Source organism: Kitasatospora sp. NPDC096204, from assembly GCF_044763205.1.
Classification (GTDB): Bacteria; Actinomycetota; Actinomycetes; order Streptomycetales; family Streptomycetaceae; genus Kitasatospora.
Genome location: NZ_JBIWFT010000038.1, coordinates 83,876 through 98,310, shown reverse-complemented (window position 1 = coordinate 98,310; position 14,435 = coordinate 83,876). Strand labels below are relative to the sequence as shown.

Annotated in this window: 11 protein-coding genes; 4 read left to right on the top strand and 7 right to left on the bottom strand. The window is 73.3% G+C overall.

What is annotated here, in order from left to right:
• Nucleotides 1-193: 193 nt before the first annotated feature.
• Entirely contained in the window at nucleotides 194-625 is a 432-nt protein-coding gene (locus tag ACIQ87_RS32410; RefSeq protein ID WP_402413776.1) for a hypothetical protein, read from the top strand.
• Between the two features lie 31 nt (nucleotides 626-656).
• Here the strand turns inward: ACIQ87_RS32410 and ACIQ87_RS32405 are convergent, their stop codons facing one another.
• Both ACIQ87_RS32405 and ACIQ87_RS32400 read right to left on the bottom strand, forming a co-directional pair.
• The gene (locus ACIQ87_RS32405; RefSeq protein WP_402413773.1) at nucleotides 657-2,060 is read right to left on the bottom strand and encodes an SDR family oxidoreductase; all 1,404 of its coding nucleotides are present in this window, start codon (nucleotides 2,058-2,060) and stop codon (nucleotides 657-659) included.
• A 149-nt stretch (nucleotides 2,061-2,209) separates the two neighbouring features.
• Nucleotides 2,210-3,733: a carbohydrate binding domain-containing protein gene (locus tag ACIQ87_RS32400; RefSeq protein WP_402413771.1), complete on the bottom strand. Its 1,524-nt coding sequence runs from the start codon at nucleotides 3,731-3,733 to the stop codon at nucleotides 2,210-2,212.
• 426 nt (nucleotides 3,734-4,159) lie between these two features.
• Here ACIQ87_RS32400 and ACIQ87_RS32395 point away from each other — a divergent pair, with 426 nt between their 5' ends.
• Complete coding sequence (locus ACIQ87_RS32395) at nucleotides 4,160-4,804, top strand: GDSL-type esterase/lipase family protein (protein ID WP_402413769.1); 645 nt, start codon at nucleotides 4,160-4,162, stop codon at nucleotides 4,802-4,804.
• A gap of 167 nt (nucleotides 4,805-4,971) precedes the next feature.
• Nucleotides 4,972-5,925 (top strand): aldo/keto reductase, encoded by a 954-nt coding sequence (locus ACIQ87_RS32390; protein ID WP_402413766.1) that lies wholly within the window; start codon nucleotides 4,972-4,974, stop codon nucleotides 5,923-5,925.
• Nucleotides 5,926-6,050: 125 nt separating this feature from the next.
• On the opposite strand, the gene ACIQ87_RS32385 is transcribed toward ACIQ87_RS32390, so the two are convergent.
• The 4 genes from ACIQ87_RS32385 to ACIQ87_RS32370 form a co-directional block, all read right to left on the bottom strand.
• Nucleotides 6,051-6,653 (bottom strand): GNAT family N-acetyltransferase, encoded by a 603-nt coding sequence (locus ACIQ87_RS32385; RefSeq protein ID WP_402413763.1) that lies wholly within the window; start codon nucleotides 6,651-6,653, stop codon nucleotides 6,051-6,053.
• 119 nt (nucleotides 6,654-6,772) lie between these two features.
• The gene (locus tag ACIQ87_RS32380; RefSeq protein WP_402413760.1) at nucleotides 6,773-7,456 is read right to left on the bottom strand and encodes a nitroreductase family protein; all 684 of its coding nucleotides are present in this window, start codon (nucleotides 7,454-7,456) and stop codon (nucleotides 6,773-6,775) included.
• Nucleotides 7,457-7,666: 210 nt separating this feature from the next.
• Complete coding sequence (locus ACIQ87_RS32375) at nucleotides 7,667-9,304, bottom strand: ABC-F family ATP-binding cassette domain-containing protein (RefSeq protein WP_402413758.1); 1,638 nt, start codon at nucleotides 9,302-9,304, stop codon at nucleotides 7,667-7,669.
• A gap of 210 nt (nucleotides 9,305-9,514) precedes the next feature.
• Entirely contained in the window at nucleotides 9,515-10,738 is a 1,224-nt protein-coding gene (locus tag ACIQ87_RS32370) for a trypsin-like serine peptidase (protein WP_402413755.1), read from the bottom strand.
• A gap of 537 nt (nucleotides 10,739-11,275) precedes the next feature.
• Here ACIQ87_RS32370 and ACIQ87_RS32365 point away from each other — a divergent pair.
• A complete protein-coding gene (locus ACIQ87_RS32365) occupies nucleotides 11,276-12,889 on the top strand; it encodes an ABC-F family ATP-binding cassette domain-containing protein (protein WP_402413753.1) in 1,614 nt (537 codons plus the stop codon).
• Between the two features lie 30 nt (nucleotides 12,890-12,919).
• Here the strand turns inward: ACIQ87_RS32365 and ACIQ87_RS32360 are convergent, their stop codons facing one another.
• Nucleotides 12,920-14,419 carry a S41 family peptidase gene (locus ACIQ87_RS32360; RefSeq protein WP_402413750.1) on the bottom strand — a complete coding sequence of 500 codons (1,500 nt, stop codon included), beginning with the start codon at nucleotides 14,417-14,419 and terminating at the stop codon, nucleotides 12,920-12,922.
• Between the last annotated feature and the right edge of the window lie 16 nt (nucleotides 14,420-14,435).

Here is a 14,435-nt window from a genome sequence, read left to right as displayed (position 1 = left end):
ATCGGCACGCCAGGCTCAACGACCGGCACCCCACCGAGGTACCGGTCGCATCACCACATCATCCGAACTCGTTATGTGCGAAGGACGGGGCTAGCGGGCCGCTCCCCGCCGGCCGTAGCGGGCCGGTCCCCGCCGGCCGCCGGGCACGCTCCCGCGCCGGGCCGTTGTCACAGGTCACCCGTAGGGTTCGTCCGTGAACGTTCCCGAGGTCATCCCGATCAGGCACGAGCCCGGCTACCGCACGGACACCATCGGCCGCTGGCAGGGCGGCCAGTTCCTCGCCTCGGCCCTCCGCCTCGGCGTCGGCCGGTACTACGCCGTCCTGCACCGCTTCGACGCCGCCGGTCGGCACCTCGACTCGCAGATACGCGCCACCGGCGCGGAGCCGGAGGCCGAGCGGCTGCTGGCGGAGTGGCTCGACGCCCTGCCGGGCCGGGAGTACGGGGACATCGCGATCGCCCCGTTCGCCGTGCACGTCGACGGCGAGCTGTTCGGCCTGGTCCGCGAGGACTACGAGGAGGACGACGTGGACGAGGACGCCGGGGAGGACGAGCGGGTCCACTTCGAGCTGTACCCGGACGGCCTCGGCTTCGACGCCCCCTGGTGCGGCTGCTACGACACCTGAGCCGTCCCGGCCGCCCGTCGCCGCGGGCGCGTCACCACTGCGCCACCCGGTAGTCCTTGAGGAACACCCCCGACACCGGGTCCCCGGCCTCGCCGCGGACGATCGGGTCGTAGACCCGGGCCGCGCCGTCCACGATGTCCAGCGGGGTGCGGAACCCCTGGGCGGCGAGGTGCGCCTTCTTCGGGGCGGGGTTCTCGTCGGTGATCCAGCCGGTGTCGACGGCGCACATGTGCACGCCCCTGGTGGCGAGTTCGGCGGCGCTGGTGCGGGTGAGCATGTTGAGCGCGGCCTTCGCCATGTTGGTGTGCGGGTGCCGGGCGGTCTTGTTGCGGACGGCGAACCGGCCCTCCACCGCCGTGACGTTGACGATGTAGCGGGCGGGGTGCGGCGAGGCCAGCAGCAGGGGCAGCAGCCGGTCGCAGAGCAGGGCCGGGGCCAGCGCGTTGACCAGCTGGGTCTCCAGCATCTCCGCCGGGTCGAGCGAACCGAGCGTGGCGGACCAGGAGTTGGCGGGCGCGAGGTCGGGCAGCAGTCCGGCCTCGTCGGCGAGGTCCAGCAACGACCCGGCGCCCGAGGACAGTTGGGTGAGACCGGTGACCGGCCGGAAGCCGGGCGCGTGGTCGATCGCCCGGCGGTCGGCGGCGGGCAGGGCGTCCTGCTCGCCCGCGGCCAGCAGCGCGTACGACTCCGGCGGCCGGCGCAGGGTCTGCGCGGCGTTGTTGACCAGGATGTCGAGCGGACGCCCCTCGGTGCGCAGCCGCTCGGTCAGGCCGATGACCTGGCGCGGGTCGCGGAGGTCGATGCCGACGACGCTGAGCCGGTCCCACCACTGCCCGCTGCCCTCGGCGGCGCGGAAGCGGCGGACGGTGTCCTGCGGGAAGCGGCTGGTGACGACCAGCTCGGCACCGTCCCGCAGCATCATCAGGGCGAGCTGGAAGCCGATCTTCACCCGGCCGCCGGTGAGCAGCGCCCGGCGCCCGCGCAGGTCGGTGCCCAGGGCCCGGCGGGCGGTGTTGTCGGCCGCGCAGTCGGGGCAGAGCATGTGGTAGAAGCCGTCGACCTGGCGGTACGGCTGCTTGCAGACGTAGCACTTGCGCGGCACCAGCAGCTCGCCGACCGGCCCGTTCGCGGGCGTCAGCGGCGCGTCCTCGCGGCGGGTCCGGCTGCCGGTCGCGGTGGTGGCGAGCAGGTCGGCGTCGGCCTGCCGCAGTGCCTGCCGGGCCTCCTGGCGGCGGCGCTTGCGGCTTTCCATCACGAAGGAGCCGAGCTGCCGCTCGGCGTGCAGTCGGGTGCGGTCGTGGGCGGGGAGCGCCCGCAGCCGGCCGAGGGTGCGGCTGAAGGCGGCGAGTTCCTCGGCGGTGACGTCGCCGGCGCAGGCGGCGTCGCCCGCCGGATGGATGGTGATCAGTTGGTCGTGGTCGTCCCGGACCGTCATGTCCGCCCCCTCGTGCCGTACAGGTGGGAGGGACTGTAACGGACGGTCCGGGACGATGAGATGCCAATTTCCGCCGGTGGGTGACCTCAGGTGGTGACCTCAGGTGGTGATGTGGGGTGGTGATGTGCGGCCGGCGGCGCCCCGTGGGCTCAGCCCGCGTACTGGCCGAGGATCTTCGCGAACTCGTACGGCTGCTGCGGGATGTTGGTGCACGTGGACAGCGAGCCCCCGGTGCAGGCGTTGGCGTCCCGGGTGGCGTCCCAGAAGGAGAGCATCCCGATGTGGTTCTGCCGGGCGAAGGCCACCAACTGCTGGGCGTCGGCCTGGTTGTAGATCTGGTGGTCGTCGTTCTCGCCGATCATCGGGGTGACGCCGACCATCGCCCACAGCTGGGCGTCGGTCTTCGCCGGGTAGAGCGCCTTGAGCTGGCCGAACAGCGACTGCGCGGCCTGTACGGCGGCGTTGCCGTAGTCGGTCCCGCTGCGGTAGTAGTCCATCGCCATGATGTTGACCAGGTCGACGGCCACCCCGGCGTCCCGGGCGGACTTGACGATGGCGACGCCCTCGGCGGTCAGGCCCTCGGGCAGGACGGGCAGGGTGAAGGAGACCCTGAGGCCCGGGTGGGCCTGCTGCAGCTTGGCGAGCGCGGCGGAGCGGCGCTCGTTGGCGGCGGTGTCGGCGATGGCCGCGCCCTCGATGTCGAAGTCGACGTAGCGCAGGCCGTAGGCGCTCACCACGGCGTCGTACTCGGCGAACAGCGAGTCCACCGTGGTGCAGGCGGCGGCGAGTTCGGTACCGGCCGCGCCGCCGAAGGAGACCTTGACGTCGCCGCCGGCCGCGCGCAGCGCGTCCACCTGGTCCTTGGCCCAGGCGGTGCGCGGGTCGTAGGCGTTGAACCAGCTGGCCTTGCAGCCGACGCCGGTGACGAAGCCCATCGTGTAGCCCTTGAGGTTGCCGGCCTTGGCCATGGCGGGCATCGAGGGGGTCGGCCAGGCGCCCATGTCGATGTAGGGGGCGACTGGGAGCGCGACGTTCGGCGCCGGGGTGGTCGGGCCGCCGGTGGGCGTGCCGGTCGGGGTGCCGGTCGGGCTCGGCGGGGTCGAACTCGGCGGCGGGGTGGACGGGTTGCCGCCGCCGGGGCCGGTCAGGGCGACGTCGTCGGCGAGGTAGCCGCCCTGCCCGTACCAGCCGTGCAGGTAGACGGTGACACTGGTGGTGGCCGGTCCGGTGGTGAAACTGGTGGACAGCTGCTGCCAGTCGGCGCCGCCCGCGGTCCAGGTGGCCGGGTCGGTGATGCCGCTGCCGGTGGCGCCGAGGTAGACGTACTGGCCCCGCACCCAGGCGCTGAGGGTGTACTTGGTGTCGGGCTGGACGCTGACGGTCTGGCCGCACTGCGCGGTGTCGCCGGCGCTCACCGCCCCTTTGAGGGCGTACGTCCCGCTGTGCGCACCGGAGCCGACCACGCTGCCGGTGCCGGCGGAGCAGCTCCAGGGGCCGAGCGCGCCGCTCTCCAGGCCGCCGTTGGCGAGCAGGTTCCCGTCGGCGGCGCCGGCGTTCCCGGCGAGGGCGGCCAGGCCTCCGGCGGCGAGCGCGGTGGCGGCGGCGAGGCTCAGCAGGGTGGTCCGGCGGGCGGGGCGGCGGTGCGTGGGGGCGTGCTGGGGCGCGCTGGGCATGGGGGTGCCTCTCGGGACGTGGTGGCCGCCCGCGCCGCGAGGGGGGAGACGCGGGGCGGGCGGCGGCCTGGGGTGGTCCGGTGCGTGGGGGAGCGCGGTGCTGAGCATCAAACTGGACTAGACCAGCTGTGCACGTCAAGCACTTCCCGGGCCCGGACGCTTCACCGAGGGCAGGTTTTAGGAGCGGTTAAGACGGCCGTGGTCAGAGCGTCGACCGTCGCGGCCGACCCTGCCGAGTCCGGACCGGTGGCGCCCGGTGGTGCGGGGGGTTCGTGAGCGGGCTCTCGTGCGCCGGTTTGGCGGGTGGCCACCGGTGGTGGCCGGATGGAAGGTGTGGGAGCGAAGAACGAGGGTTGACGGCCGGGGCTTTGTGCCCGGTGGTGAAACCGGAAGCGAGCGCCCCGCACACACCCCTACGGTGGGTCGATGACCATACGAACCAGCTTCGATGCCCCCCGGATCTGCTTCCTCGGCGACTCCTTCGTCCAGGGGCTCGGCGACCCGGAGTTCCGCGGCTGGGTCGGCCGGGTGCTGCAGGCCGCCGCCCAGGGCGCCACCGCCTTCAACCTCGGTGTCCGGCGCGATACTTCGGCGCAGGTGCGGCGCCGCTGGTGGGCCGAGGTCGAGGCGCGGACCGTCCCCGGCGCGGACAACCGGCTGGTGCTCTCCTTCGGCGCCAACGACGCGGTGGTCGAGGACGGGGGGCCGCGGGTGGCGCCCGACCGGACCCTCCGGAACCTCACGGCGCTGCTCGACGACGCCCGCGAACTCGGCCTCGGCGCCCTGGTGGTCGGTCCGCCGCCGGTGGTCTGCGGGGGAGCGGACCACCTGGAACGACTGCGGCGGCTCGTTCCGGCGATGGCCGGGATCTGCGCCGCGTCCGAGGTCCCCTTCGTCGACGTCACCGAGGCCCTGGCGGCCGATCCGGTCTGGACGGCCGAGGCGGAGGCCGGGGACGGCGCGCACCCGGGAGCGGGCGGATACGGACGGCTCGCGGAGCTGGTCCTGGCAGGCGGCTTCCGGGAGTGGATCGGAACGGACCCGAACTCGACCGGCTCCGAACGGGCTTGACCTTGAGTGCACTCCAAGGTGAATGCTGAGGGCGTTGATCACGCACCACCGCACGCACCACGCACGCATCACCGCACGCACCACCGCACGCACCACGCACGCACCACCACGCTTACACCCGCGGCGACCACCACGGACACCGCGGAACCCACGATGGGAGCACCGTCATGCGCAACGCCTCGTTCGGTACCAGCGGCCCCGAGATCGGCGTCATCGGTCTCGGCTGCATGGGCATGACCTGGGCCTACGACATGCAGAGCCGGGACGACGAGAACTCGGTCCGGGTGATCCGGCAGGCGCTGGACCTCGGCGTCGGCCTGATCGACACCGCCGACATGTACGGCCCGTACACCAACGAGGAGGTGGTCGGCGCCGCGCTGGCCGGCCCGTACCGGGAGCGCGCCTTCCTGGCCACCAAGGTGGGCATCGTGCCGGGCGGCTCGGGCCAGCACGAGCGCAACGGCCGCCCCGAGCACGTGCGCCGCTCGATCGACGAGAGCCTGCGCCGGCTGGGCACCGACCACGTCGACCTCTACCAGCTGCACCGGGTCGACCCGGACGTCCCGATCGAGGAGACCTGGGGCGCGTTCGCCGAGGTCGTCGCGGCGGGCAAGGCGCGCAGCATCGGGCTCTCCGAGGCGACGGTCGAGGAGATCAAGCGGGCGCAGTCCGTGCACCCGGTGGCCTCGGTGCAGTCCGAGCTGTCGCTGTGGACCCGGGACGTGCTGGCCGACGTGCTGCCGTACACCGAGTCGCAGGGCATCGCCTTCCTGCCGTTCTCCCCGCTCGGCCGCGGCTTCCTGACCGGCGGCATCACGTCCTTCGACGAGCTGCCCGAGGGCGACTTCCGGCGCCGGCTGCCGCGCTTCCAGCAGGACGCGCTGAAGGCCAACCTGGAGCTGGTCGGGAGGGTCCGGGCGGTCGCCGGGCGGATCGGCGCCACCCCCGCGCAGGTCGCGCTGGCCTGGGTGCTGGCGCAGGGCCGGTACGTCTTCCCGATCCCGGGCACCAGGACGCCGCGCTACCTGGAGGACAACGTGGGCGCGGCCGCGGTCGAGCTCTCGGCGGCGGACCTGGCCGAACTGGACGCGCTGCCGGCCGCGACCGGCGGACGTTACTGACGGTGCTGCCGTGACGGTGCCGCCGACGTCCGGGCGCTGCTGACGGTGCCGCCGACGCCCGGGCGCCACTGACGGGCCGCTACCGACGGCGCCGCCGGTGCCGCCGACGTCCGGGCGGCAGCCGGTCAGCGCTCCATCACCCACACCAGCTGCCGTCCGGTCTCGCCCGGAGCCCGGACGGCGGCCTCGGCGATCCGGTCCAGCCGGTAGCCGAGCTTGCGCGGGACGGCCGCGCTGGCGCCGTTCGCCTGGTCGCAGCGGATCTCCACCCGGGTGATCCCGGGCAGTGCCAGCGCGGCCTCGGTCAGCGCCCCGGCCGCGGCGGTGGCGATGCCGCGGCCGACGTGCCGGGCGGCGACCCAGTAGCCGATCTCCAGCCCGCCCGGGCCGATCCGCCCGTGCAGGCCGAGGGCGCCGATCACACCGCCGGGTTCGGCGTCCAGGCCGGCCAGGTACATGAAGTCGGTGCCGGCCTCCCAGGCGGCCGCGCCGGCCCTGGTCAGCTCGGCGGTCTGCGCCCGGGAGGGGGCCTCGGCCGCCCACTCCATCCAGGGCCGCAGGTGCTCCAGGTTGGCGCGGACGGCCCGGTTCAGCGCCGCCGCGTGGGTGCTGCGGCGGCGCCGCAGCCAGAGGCCGCCGGGCAGCCGCAGCTGTTCCGGCGGCCGCCCGGCGGTCACCTCCACGGCCGGTGGAGCGAGGCCACAGGACCGTGACTGTGCTTGGCTCATGACGGCGATTATCGCCTTGGCCAGGACCTGTCAGCACCCGGATTACCTCCGGTGGCGGGCGCGTCCGGCCATGAGCCGGCTCTGACGGGCCCGGTCGCGCCCGGTCGCACCCCGGCGCGTCAGAGCCGGACCATCACCTCGTTGAGCTCCTTGCGCCGCAGGTCCGGCACGCGCGCCCCCTCGGCCGGGTAGCCGACCGGGATCACGTACGCCGCGCGCTCCTCCGCCGGGCGGTCGCACACCTCGTTGAGGAACTTCATCGGGCTCGGGGTGTGGGTCAGCGTGGCCAGTCCGGCCTGGTGCAGCGTGGCCAGCAGCAGACCGACCGCGATCCCCACCGACTCCTTGGTGTAGTACGGGCGCGGCGAGTCGGGGCCCTTGTGCACCTCGAACACCACGATCACGGCCGGCGCGTCCTCCAGGAACGGCTTGCGCCAGTCGGTGCCGATCGGGGCGAGCGCGGCCAGCCACTCCTCCGACGCCCGATGCCGGTAGAACTCGCGCTCCTCGGCCTCGGCGGCCTCGCGCAGCCGGCGCTTGCGCTCCGGGTCGGTGATCACGACGAACCGCCAGGGCTGGACGTGTGCGCCGCTGGGCGCGGTGCTCGCGGTCCGGACCGCCCACTCGACCACCCCGTCCGGGATCGGGCGGGTGGAGTAGTCGCGGACGGTCCGGCGCTGGGCCATCACCTCGTGGAAGGACCTGCTGCGGGCCTCGGCCTCGTGGGCGGGCACCGTCATGGGGGTGAGCGGGACGGTCGGGTGGGACGTTCCCGCCACGGCGCTGTCTGTGCTGTCAACCATGGCGGACAGCACAGCACATGACGGCCCCTCCGGGAAGAGGTACAGACCGGGAGGTAGAGACCAATCATCGGTCAAGCACCGACTCGGAGGTCGGCACCGGTTCGAGACCGGCACCGACTCGGAGGCCGGCACCGGTTCGAGGCCGGCGTCGACTCGGAGGCCGACACCGACCCGGAGACCGGCGCCGGTCTCCGGATCGGCCATGCCGGCTCAGTGCTCGTGCACCCGCCCGTCCCGGACCTCGATCCGCCGGTTCACCGACACCGTGTCCAGCATCCGCCGGTCGTGGGTGACCAGCAGCAGGGTGCCGGTGTACGAGCCGAGCGCGGACTCCAACTGCTCGATCGCGGGCAGGTCCAGGTGGTTGGTGGGCTCGTCCAGCACCAGCAGGTTCACCCCGCGGGCCTGCAGCAGCGCCAGCGCGGCCCGGGTGCGCTCGCCGGGGGAGAGGGTGTCGGCCGGGCGCAGCACGTGCACCGCCTTGAGGCCGAACTTGGCCAGCAGGGTGCGCACGTCCTCCGGCGAGAGCTCGGGTACGGCGGCCGCGAAGGCCTCCAGCAGCGGCTCCCCGCCGAGGAACAGTCCGCGCGCCTGGTCCACCTCGCCGACCACCACACCGGAGCCCAGCGAGGCGCTGCCGGCGTCGAGTTCGAGCCGGCCCAGCAGGGCGGCCAGCAGCGTGGACTTGCCCGCGCCGTTGGCGCCGGTGATGGCGACCCGGTCGGCCCAGTCGATCTGCAGGTCCACCGGACCGAAGGCGAAGTCGCCGCGCCTGGCGCTCGCCCCGCGCAGGGTGGCGACCACCGAGCCGGAGCGCGGCGCGGTGGCGATCTCCATCCGCAGCTCCCACTCCTTGCGCGGCTCCTCGACCACGTCCAGCCGCTCGATCATCCGCTGGGTCTGCCGGGCCTTGGCGGCCTGCTTCTCGGTGGACTCGGTGCGCATCGCGCGGCCGATCTTGTCGTTGTCGGAGGACTTGCGGCGGGCGTTGCGCACGCCGTTCTCCATCCAGCCGCGCTGCATCCGCGCCCGGGCCTCCAGCCCGGCCTTGGTGTCGGCGTACTCGTCGTACTCCTCGCGGGCGTGCCGGCGGGCCACCGCGCGCTCCTCCAGGTACGCCTCGTAACCGCCGCCGTACAGGTTGATCTGCTGCTGGTGCAGGTCCAGCTCCAGCACCTTGGTCACGGTGCGGGCCAGGAACTCGCGGTCGTGGCTGATCAGCACGGTGCCCGCGCGCAGGCCCTTGACGAAGGACTCCAGCCGCTCCAGGCCGTCCAGGTCGAGGTCGTTGGTGGGCTCGTCGAGCAGGAAGACGTCGTAGCGGGAGAGCAGCAGCGAGGCGAGGCCGGCCCGGGCGGCCTGGCCACCGGACAGGGCGGTCATCGGCAGGTCCAGCGAGACCTTCAGTCCGAGCGAGTCGGCGACCTCCTCGGCGCGCTCCTCCAGGTCGGCGCCGCCGAGGTCCAGCCAGCGCTCCAGACCGGCGGCGTACGCGTCGTCGGCGCCCGCCCGGCCCTCGACCAGGCCCTCGGTGGCCTCGTCCAGTGCGGCCTGCGCGGCCGCCACGCCGGTGCGGCGGGCCAGGAAGTCGCGCACCGACTCGCCTTCGCGGCGCTCCGGCTCCTGCGGCAGGTGGCCGACGTTGGCGCTCGCCGGACTCAGCCGCAGCGAGCCGCCCTCGGGGGTGTCCAGGCCGGCCAGCAGGCGCAGCAGGGTCGACTTGCCGGCGCCGTTCACGCCGACCAGGCCGATCACGTCGCCGGGGGCGATGACCAGGTCCAGGCCGGAGAAGAGGGTGCGTTCGCCGTGGCCGGCGCTGAGGTCCTTGACTACGAGTGTCGCGCTCATGATGGGGCCGATTGTAGGAGGAGTGGGGCGCGCGGCAGAAAAAGCGGGGGCCGCGGCTGTCCCGCCGCGGCCCCCGCCCCCGGATCGCTCGGGCCCGAGCGATCGGCCCGGAGCACTCGATGCCGATCACTCCGTGCCGATCGCTCCGCGCCGATCACCTGGTGCTGATCACTCCGTGCCGATCACTCGGCGCTGATCACCTGGTGCTGATCACTTGGCCTTCTTCGAGAAGTACTCGAACATGTGCTGGGCCACGTCCTCCAGGTAAGGACCGGCCTCGTAGGTGTTCGCGCCGTTGCCGATGGAAGTGTCGCTGACCAGGGCGGGCTTGCCGTCCTTGGTCGCGTACCAGCCGCCGCCGCTGCTGCCGCCGGTCATGTTGCAGCCGATCAGCAGCATCGCCGGGCGGCTCGGGTCGCCGGTCTTCTTGGACGGCTTGCCACCGTCGCAGTGCTCCAGCTCCACGCCGTCGAAGGGCTTGCCCTCCGGGAAGCCGTAGTTGCTGACCGCACCGACCTGGTCACGCGGGGCGTTGAACCAGAGCGGGACGGAGCCACCGACGGTCTCCTCCAGCGACTTGCCGCCCGGGTTGGGGTTGGCGACCTTGATGATCCCGAAGTCGTACTGGCTCCAGGGGCCGCCCTTCTCCGGGTCGGCCTCGGCGGCCCACTGCGGCGAGACCATGCCGGAGGTGGCGGTCCACTCGCCGTACGGCTCGGCGTCCTCCAGCTTGGCCTGCTTGTTGCCGTTGCTCAGCACGCCGTTGCTGTTGAAGGCCGGGGCGAAGGTGATGTCGGTGTAGTACTTGTTGCCCTTGCCGCCGTGCAGGCAGTGGCTGGCGGTCCACACCAGGTTGCTCTTGCCCGGGTTGGCCGGGTCGGAGACGACGGTGCCGGAGCAGACGTAGTCCTCGTTGCCGTCCTTGAAGAAGATCTTGCCGTTGACGTGCATGTTCTTCGGGAACGGGTGCGCCACGGGCTTGGCCGGGACGACGGCGGGCAGCTGGTCTGCGCCGCCGGGCTGGGCCGCGGTGGGCTGCGCGGTGGGCGCGGCCGCGGTGGGCGCGCCGGTGGCCGGGGCGGCGCCGGTGGGCTGCGCGGGCGGCTGGGTCGCGTCCGGCGCGGGCTGCGGCAGCGGCTTCGGCTTGGCCTCCAGCAGCTTCTGCAGCGTCCAGTAACCCTTGACCGCCGGGGTGATCACGTTGGCCTGGGCCCACTTGTCCCAGTCCTCCAGCTTCCAGGTCTTGAGCTCCTCGAGCGTCGGAAGCTTGATCGGAGCCGCCCCCGGGGTGCCGGCGGCGCTGGCCCCGGCGGTGGGAGCCGCGGTCGCGGGCGGGTCGACGTTGTCCGGCCCGCAGGCGGTGGCGACCACCATGGTCAGCGCGGCGACGGAGGCGCCCAGGACGGCACGGCTCGGCCGGGATATCGGTGACATGCGTTCAAATCCCCCTGTTGACTACCGCCATGCGGCCCGTTCCCCGGGCGCGGCCCCACTCGGCCGCAGGCATGGCAGGTGAGGAGTCTGCCATGCGGTCGGGGGCCTCCCGGCATCCGCCCCGGACCGGGACACGGCCGTCACCGGATCGGCACGGGATCGGCACCGGGCCTCCGTGGGGCCTTCGTGGGGCCTCCGTCGCGGCGCCGCTGCCGAACAAAGCCGGCGCCGCCGGACAAGGCCGGGGCCACCGCCGGATAAATCGGTTGCACGCCTCGTACCGGTTGCCTAGCGTGGTCCGGGTCATCAGCCAGACAAGGAGAAGGCCGTTGCTCTACTGAGGTTCCGGGACACCGCCCCCGCCGCGCAGGCCCTGCTGCCGTTGCGCGGTGCGCGAGTGTGCGACCTCAGTCACGGCCCGTGGCGCTCCCCTGCGTGACGCCACCCCTTCGTCTCCTCCGGCCGTCCCCGGTTCCGCACCCGCGGTGTCTCCCGTGTTGCTCACCACCCCTTCGGCAACCACCCCGGGAGGCCTGTATGGCATACCAACCCACCACCACCGCCGTCCTCTGCACCGAGCTCTCGTTCGAGTGGCCCGACGGCAAGCCCGTCCTGGACGGCTTCCACCTCGCCGTCGGCCCCGGCCGTACGGGCCTGATCGGGCTCAACGGCGCGGGCAAGTCCACCCTGCTGCGGCTGATCGCCGGCGACCTCACCCCCACCGGCGGCACCGTCCGGGTGGGCGGCGAACTCGGCTATCTGCCCCAGGGGCTGACGCTCGACACCACCCTGAGGGTGGACGAGGCGCTCGGCATCCGCGCCACCCGCGAGGCCCTGCACGCCATCGAGTCCGGTGACACCGACCAGCGCCACTTCGACGCGATCGGTGACGACTGGGACGTCGAGGAGCGCGCCCGCGCCACCCTCGACCGGCTCGGCCTGCACCGCCTCGGCCTCGACCGCACCACCGGCGAACTCTCCGGCGGCGAGGCGGTGTTGCTGCGGCTGGCCGCCCTGCTGATGGCCCGCCCCGACGTCCTGCTGCTCGACGAGCCCACCAACAACCTCGACCGGTCCGCCCGCGAGCGGCTCTACGAGACGGTGGCCGGCTGGAACGGCGTGATGCTGATCGTCAGCCACGACCGCGAGCTGCTCCGGCACGTCGACCAGATCGCCGACCTCAGGGACGGCGAAGTCACCTGGTACGGAGGAAACTTCGAGGACTACGAACGCACCCTCGCGGCCCAGCAGGAGACGGCCGAGCGGCAGCTGCGCAACGCCGAGGCCGACGTCCAGCGCCAGAAGCGGGACTTGGCCGAGGCCCGGGTCCGGCTGGACCGCAGCGCCGCGTACGGGAAGAAGCGCTCGGTCACCCGCAACGACCCGCACATCTTCGCCGGGATGCTCAAGCGCAAGGGCCAGGAGACGGCCGGCCGTCTCCAGGGCATGCACACCGAGCGCCTGGAGGAGGCCAAGGCCCGGCTCGGCGTGGCCGAGGAGGCGGTGCGGGACGACGCCGAGATCAGGATCGACCTGCCCCGCACCGCCGTCCCGGCCGGGCGCACCGTGCTCACCCTGGACAAGGTCAGGCTGCCCTACGGCACCACCGCCGCCCTCGACCTGCGCGGGCCCGAGCGGATCGCCCTGGTCGGCCGCAACGGCGCCGGCAAGACCACCCTGCTGCGCACCATCGCGGGCGAACTCGCCCCGCTGGCAGGGGAAGTCATCACCCCGGTGCCGCTGCGGCACCTCCCGCAGCGGCTCGACCTGCTGGACGACGGGAGTTCCGTGGTGGAGAACGTCAAGCGGTTCGCCCCCGCCGCCGGGGACAACGCGGTCCGCGCCCGGCTCGCCCGCTTCCTGTTCCGCGGCGCCCGGGCCGACCAGCCCGCCGCCACCCTCTCCGGCGGCGAGCGCTTTCGCGCGACGCTGGCCGCCCTGCTGCTGGCCGACCCGCCGCCGCAGCTGCTGTTGCTCGACGAGCCGACCAACAACCTGGACCTCGCCAGCGTCCGCCAGCTCACCCAGGCACTGGCCGCGTACCAGGGCGCGCTGATCGTGGCCAGCCACGACCTGCCGTTCCTGCGCGGCCTGGGGCTCACCCGGTGGCTGGAGCTGGACGGCGAACTGCGGGCGGTGGCGCCGATGTAACGGGTGTGGCGGGTGCGGCCGCAGTGGCGACTACCGCTGTCGGTCCTCGTGGCCCTGGGAGTCCGGGGAACTCTGGGAGTCCGGGGCACCCTGGGAATCCCGGGTGCCCCGGGCGTCCGCAGTGAGCATCCGGCGGGCCGTGCTCAGGGCCGAGTCCCTGAGCCCGGCCAGCTCGTCGGGGGTGAACACCGGGGTGCGGACGTTCGGCGGGATGCCCGGTCCATCGAAGGTGCCGCCGTCCCGGGTGAGGTACTTCTCGTTCGGCAGGACGACCAGGAAGTCCGGCGAGAGCGTCTTGATCAGGATGTCGGAGAAGACGCCCTGGGTGTTCTCGCCGACCCGGAGCACGTGCGGGGAGCGGCCCATCATGGCCTGGGTGAACGTCTCCGCGGCACTGGTGGAGATCGAGGAGGTGAGGACCGCCACCGGCCCGGTGAAGTGCCCGCCCGCCGAGGGCCGTACGGTGATCGGCTCGGGCCGGGTGAACTTCGTCGCGTCGGCCGGGTCGTTGCGCGCCACCTTCCGGTAGGCGACGTAGGGACGATCGGTCAGCCGGGCGGCGATGTGCAGGGCGAGCGCGTCCGAGCCGCCGCCGTTCAGCCGTACGTCGACGACCAGGCCGGCGGGCCGGGCCGGTCCGGCCGGCAGGGCGTCCAGCGCCCGGTCCAGTTCGTCGACCTGGCTCTGGAAGTCGCCGTCGGTGTAGTCGTTGAAGCTGCTCACCCGGAGGTAGCCGATGCCGTCGGGGAGCCGGCCCACGCCGAGCCGGCCGCCGGCGAAGAGTTGCTCCTGGCCGGTGAGCTGGGCGGCCGAGGCCTGCCGGGCCCGGGCGGTCAGCTCGTCGGTCTGAACCGTCGTCCCGGGCCGCTGCCCGCTGTAGACGTCCTTGGGCTGCCCGTCGACCACCCGGGCCAGCCCGGTGTGGGCGTCGCCGAGCGGGCGGAGCATGTCCACGAAGACGTCCTGCAGTTGGTCGACGGTCGTCGTCGGGGTGATCGTGCGCCGCTTCTCGTCGCGGACGGCGTGCCAGTCGATGCCCTTGGCGGCGAAGAAGGGGTAGTTCTCCTCGAAGTTCTCCCAGAACCGGTCGAAGACCGCCAGGGGGTCGTTCGCAGCCGGCTTGGCGCACAGCGGCGGCAGGGCGTCCACACGGTTGAGCGACTTGCTGCCGACCCCGCCCTCCTCGTGTTCGACGGCCCGGTCGCGGCCCTTGGGCGTGAGCGTCAGGGCGAGGTTGTCCACGCTGTAGCGGATGGTGCCGTCCGGCCCGGGTGCCGCGGCCTGCGTCCCGGTGATCCAGCCGGGCACGCAGCTGTGTGCCGTCACGTCGTACGTGGTGAGCCGGGTCCCGGAGACCGCGATCAGCAGACCGTAGCCCTCCGTCCGCCAGACCCCCTCCAGCGGGTTCGCGCGCCCTCCCTGGAACGCGCTCTCCCCCTGGGCCGCGGCCGCCCCCGGCGCCGCCGACCCCACGGCCGCCGCGAGCGCCACCGCCGCGGCCGCCGTCCTGCTGATGTTCCTGCGTGTCATCTCCGGCCTCCGCCGA

Coding starts and splice junctions, on each gene's coding strand:
- ACIQ87_RS32405 (WP_402413773.1), bottom strand. CDS start 2,060: ATGACGGTCCGGGACGACCACGACCAACTGATCACCATCCATCCGGCG.
- ACIQ87_RS32400 (WP_402413771.1), bottom strand. CDS start 3,733: ATGCCCAGCGCGCCCCAGCACGCCCCCACGCACCGCCGCCCCGCCCGC.
- ACIQ87_RS32395 (WP_402413769.1), top strand. CDS start 4,160: ATGACCATACGAACCAGCTTCGATGCCCCCCGGATCTGCTTCCTCGGC.
- ACIQ87_RS32390 (WP_402413766.1), top strand. CDS start 4,972: ATGCGCAACGCCTCGTTCGGTACCAGCGGCCCCGAGATCGGCGTCATC.
- ACIQ87_RS32385 (WP_402413763.1), bottom strand. CDS start 6,653: ATGAGCCAAGCACAGTCACGGTCCTGTGGCCTCGCTCCACCGGCCGTG.
- ACIQ87_RS32380 (WP_402413760.1), bottom strand. CDS start 7,456: ATGGTTGACAGCACAGACAGCGCCGTGGCGGGAACGTCCCACCCGACC.
- ACIQ87_RS32375 (WP_402413758.1), bottom strand. CDS start 9,304: ATGAGCGCGACACTCGTAGTCAAGGACCTCAGCGCCGGCCACGGCGAA.
- ACIQ87_RS32370 (WP_402413755.1), bottom strand. CDS start 10,738: ATGTCACCGATATCCCGGCCGAGCCGTGCCGTCCTGGGCGCCTCCGTC.
- ACIQ87_RS32365 (WP_402413753.1), top strand. CDS start 11,276: ATGGCATACCAACCCACCACCACCGCCGTCCTCTGCACCGAGCTCTCG.
- ACIQ87_RS32360 (WP_402413750.1), bottom strand. CDS start 14,419: ATGACACGCAGGAACATCAGCAGGACGGCGGCCGCGGCGGTGGCGCTC.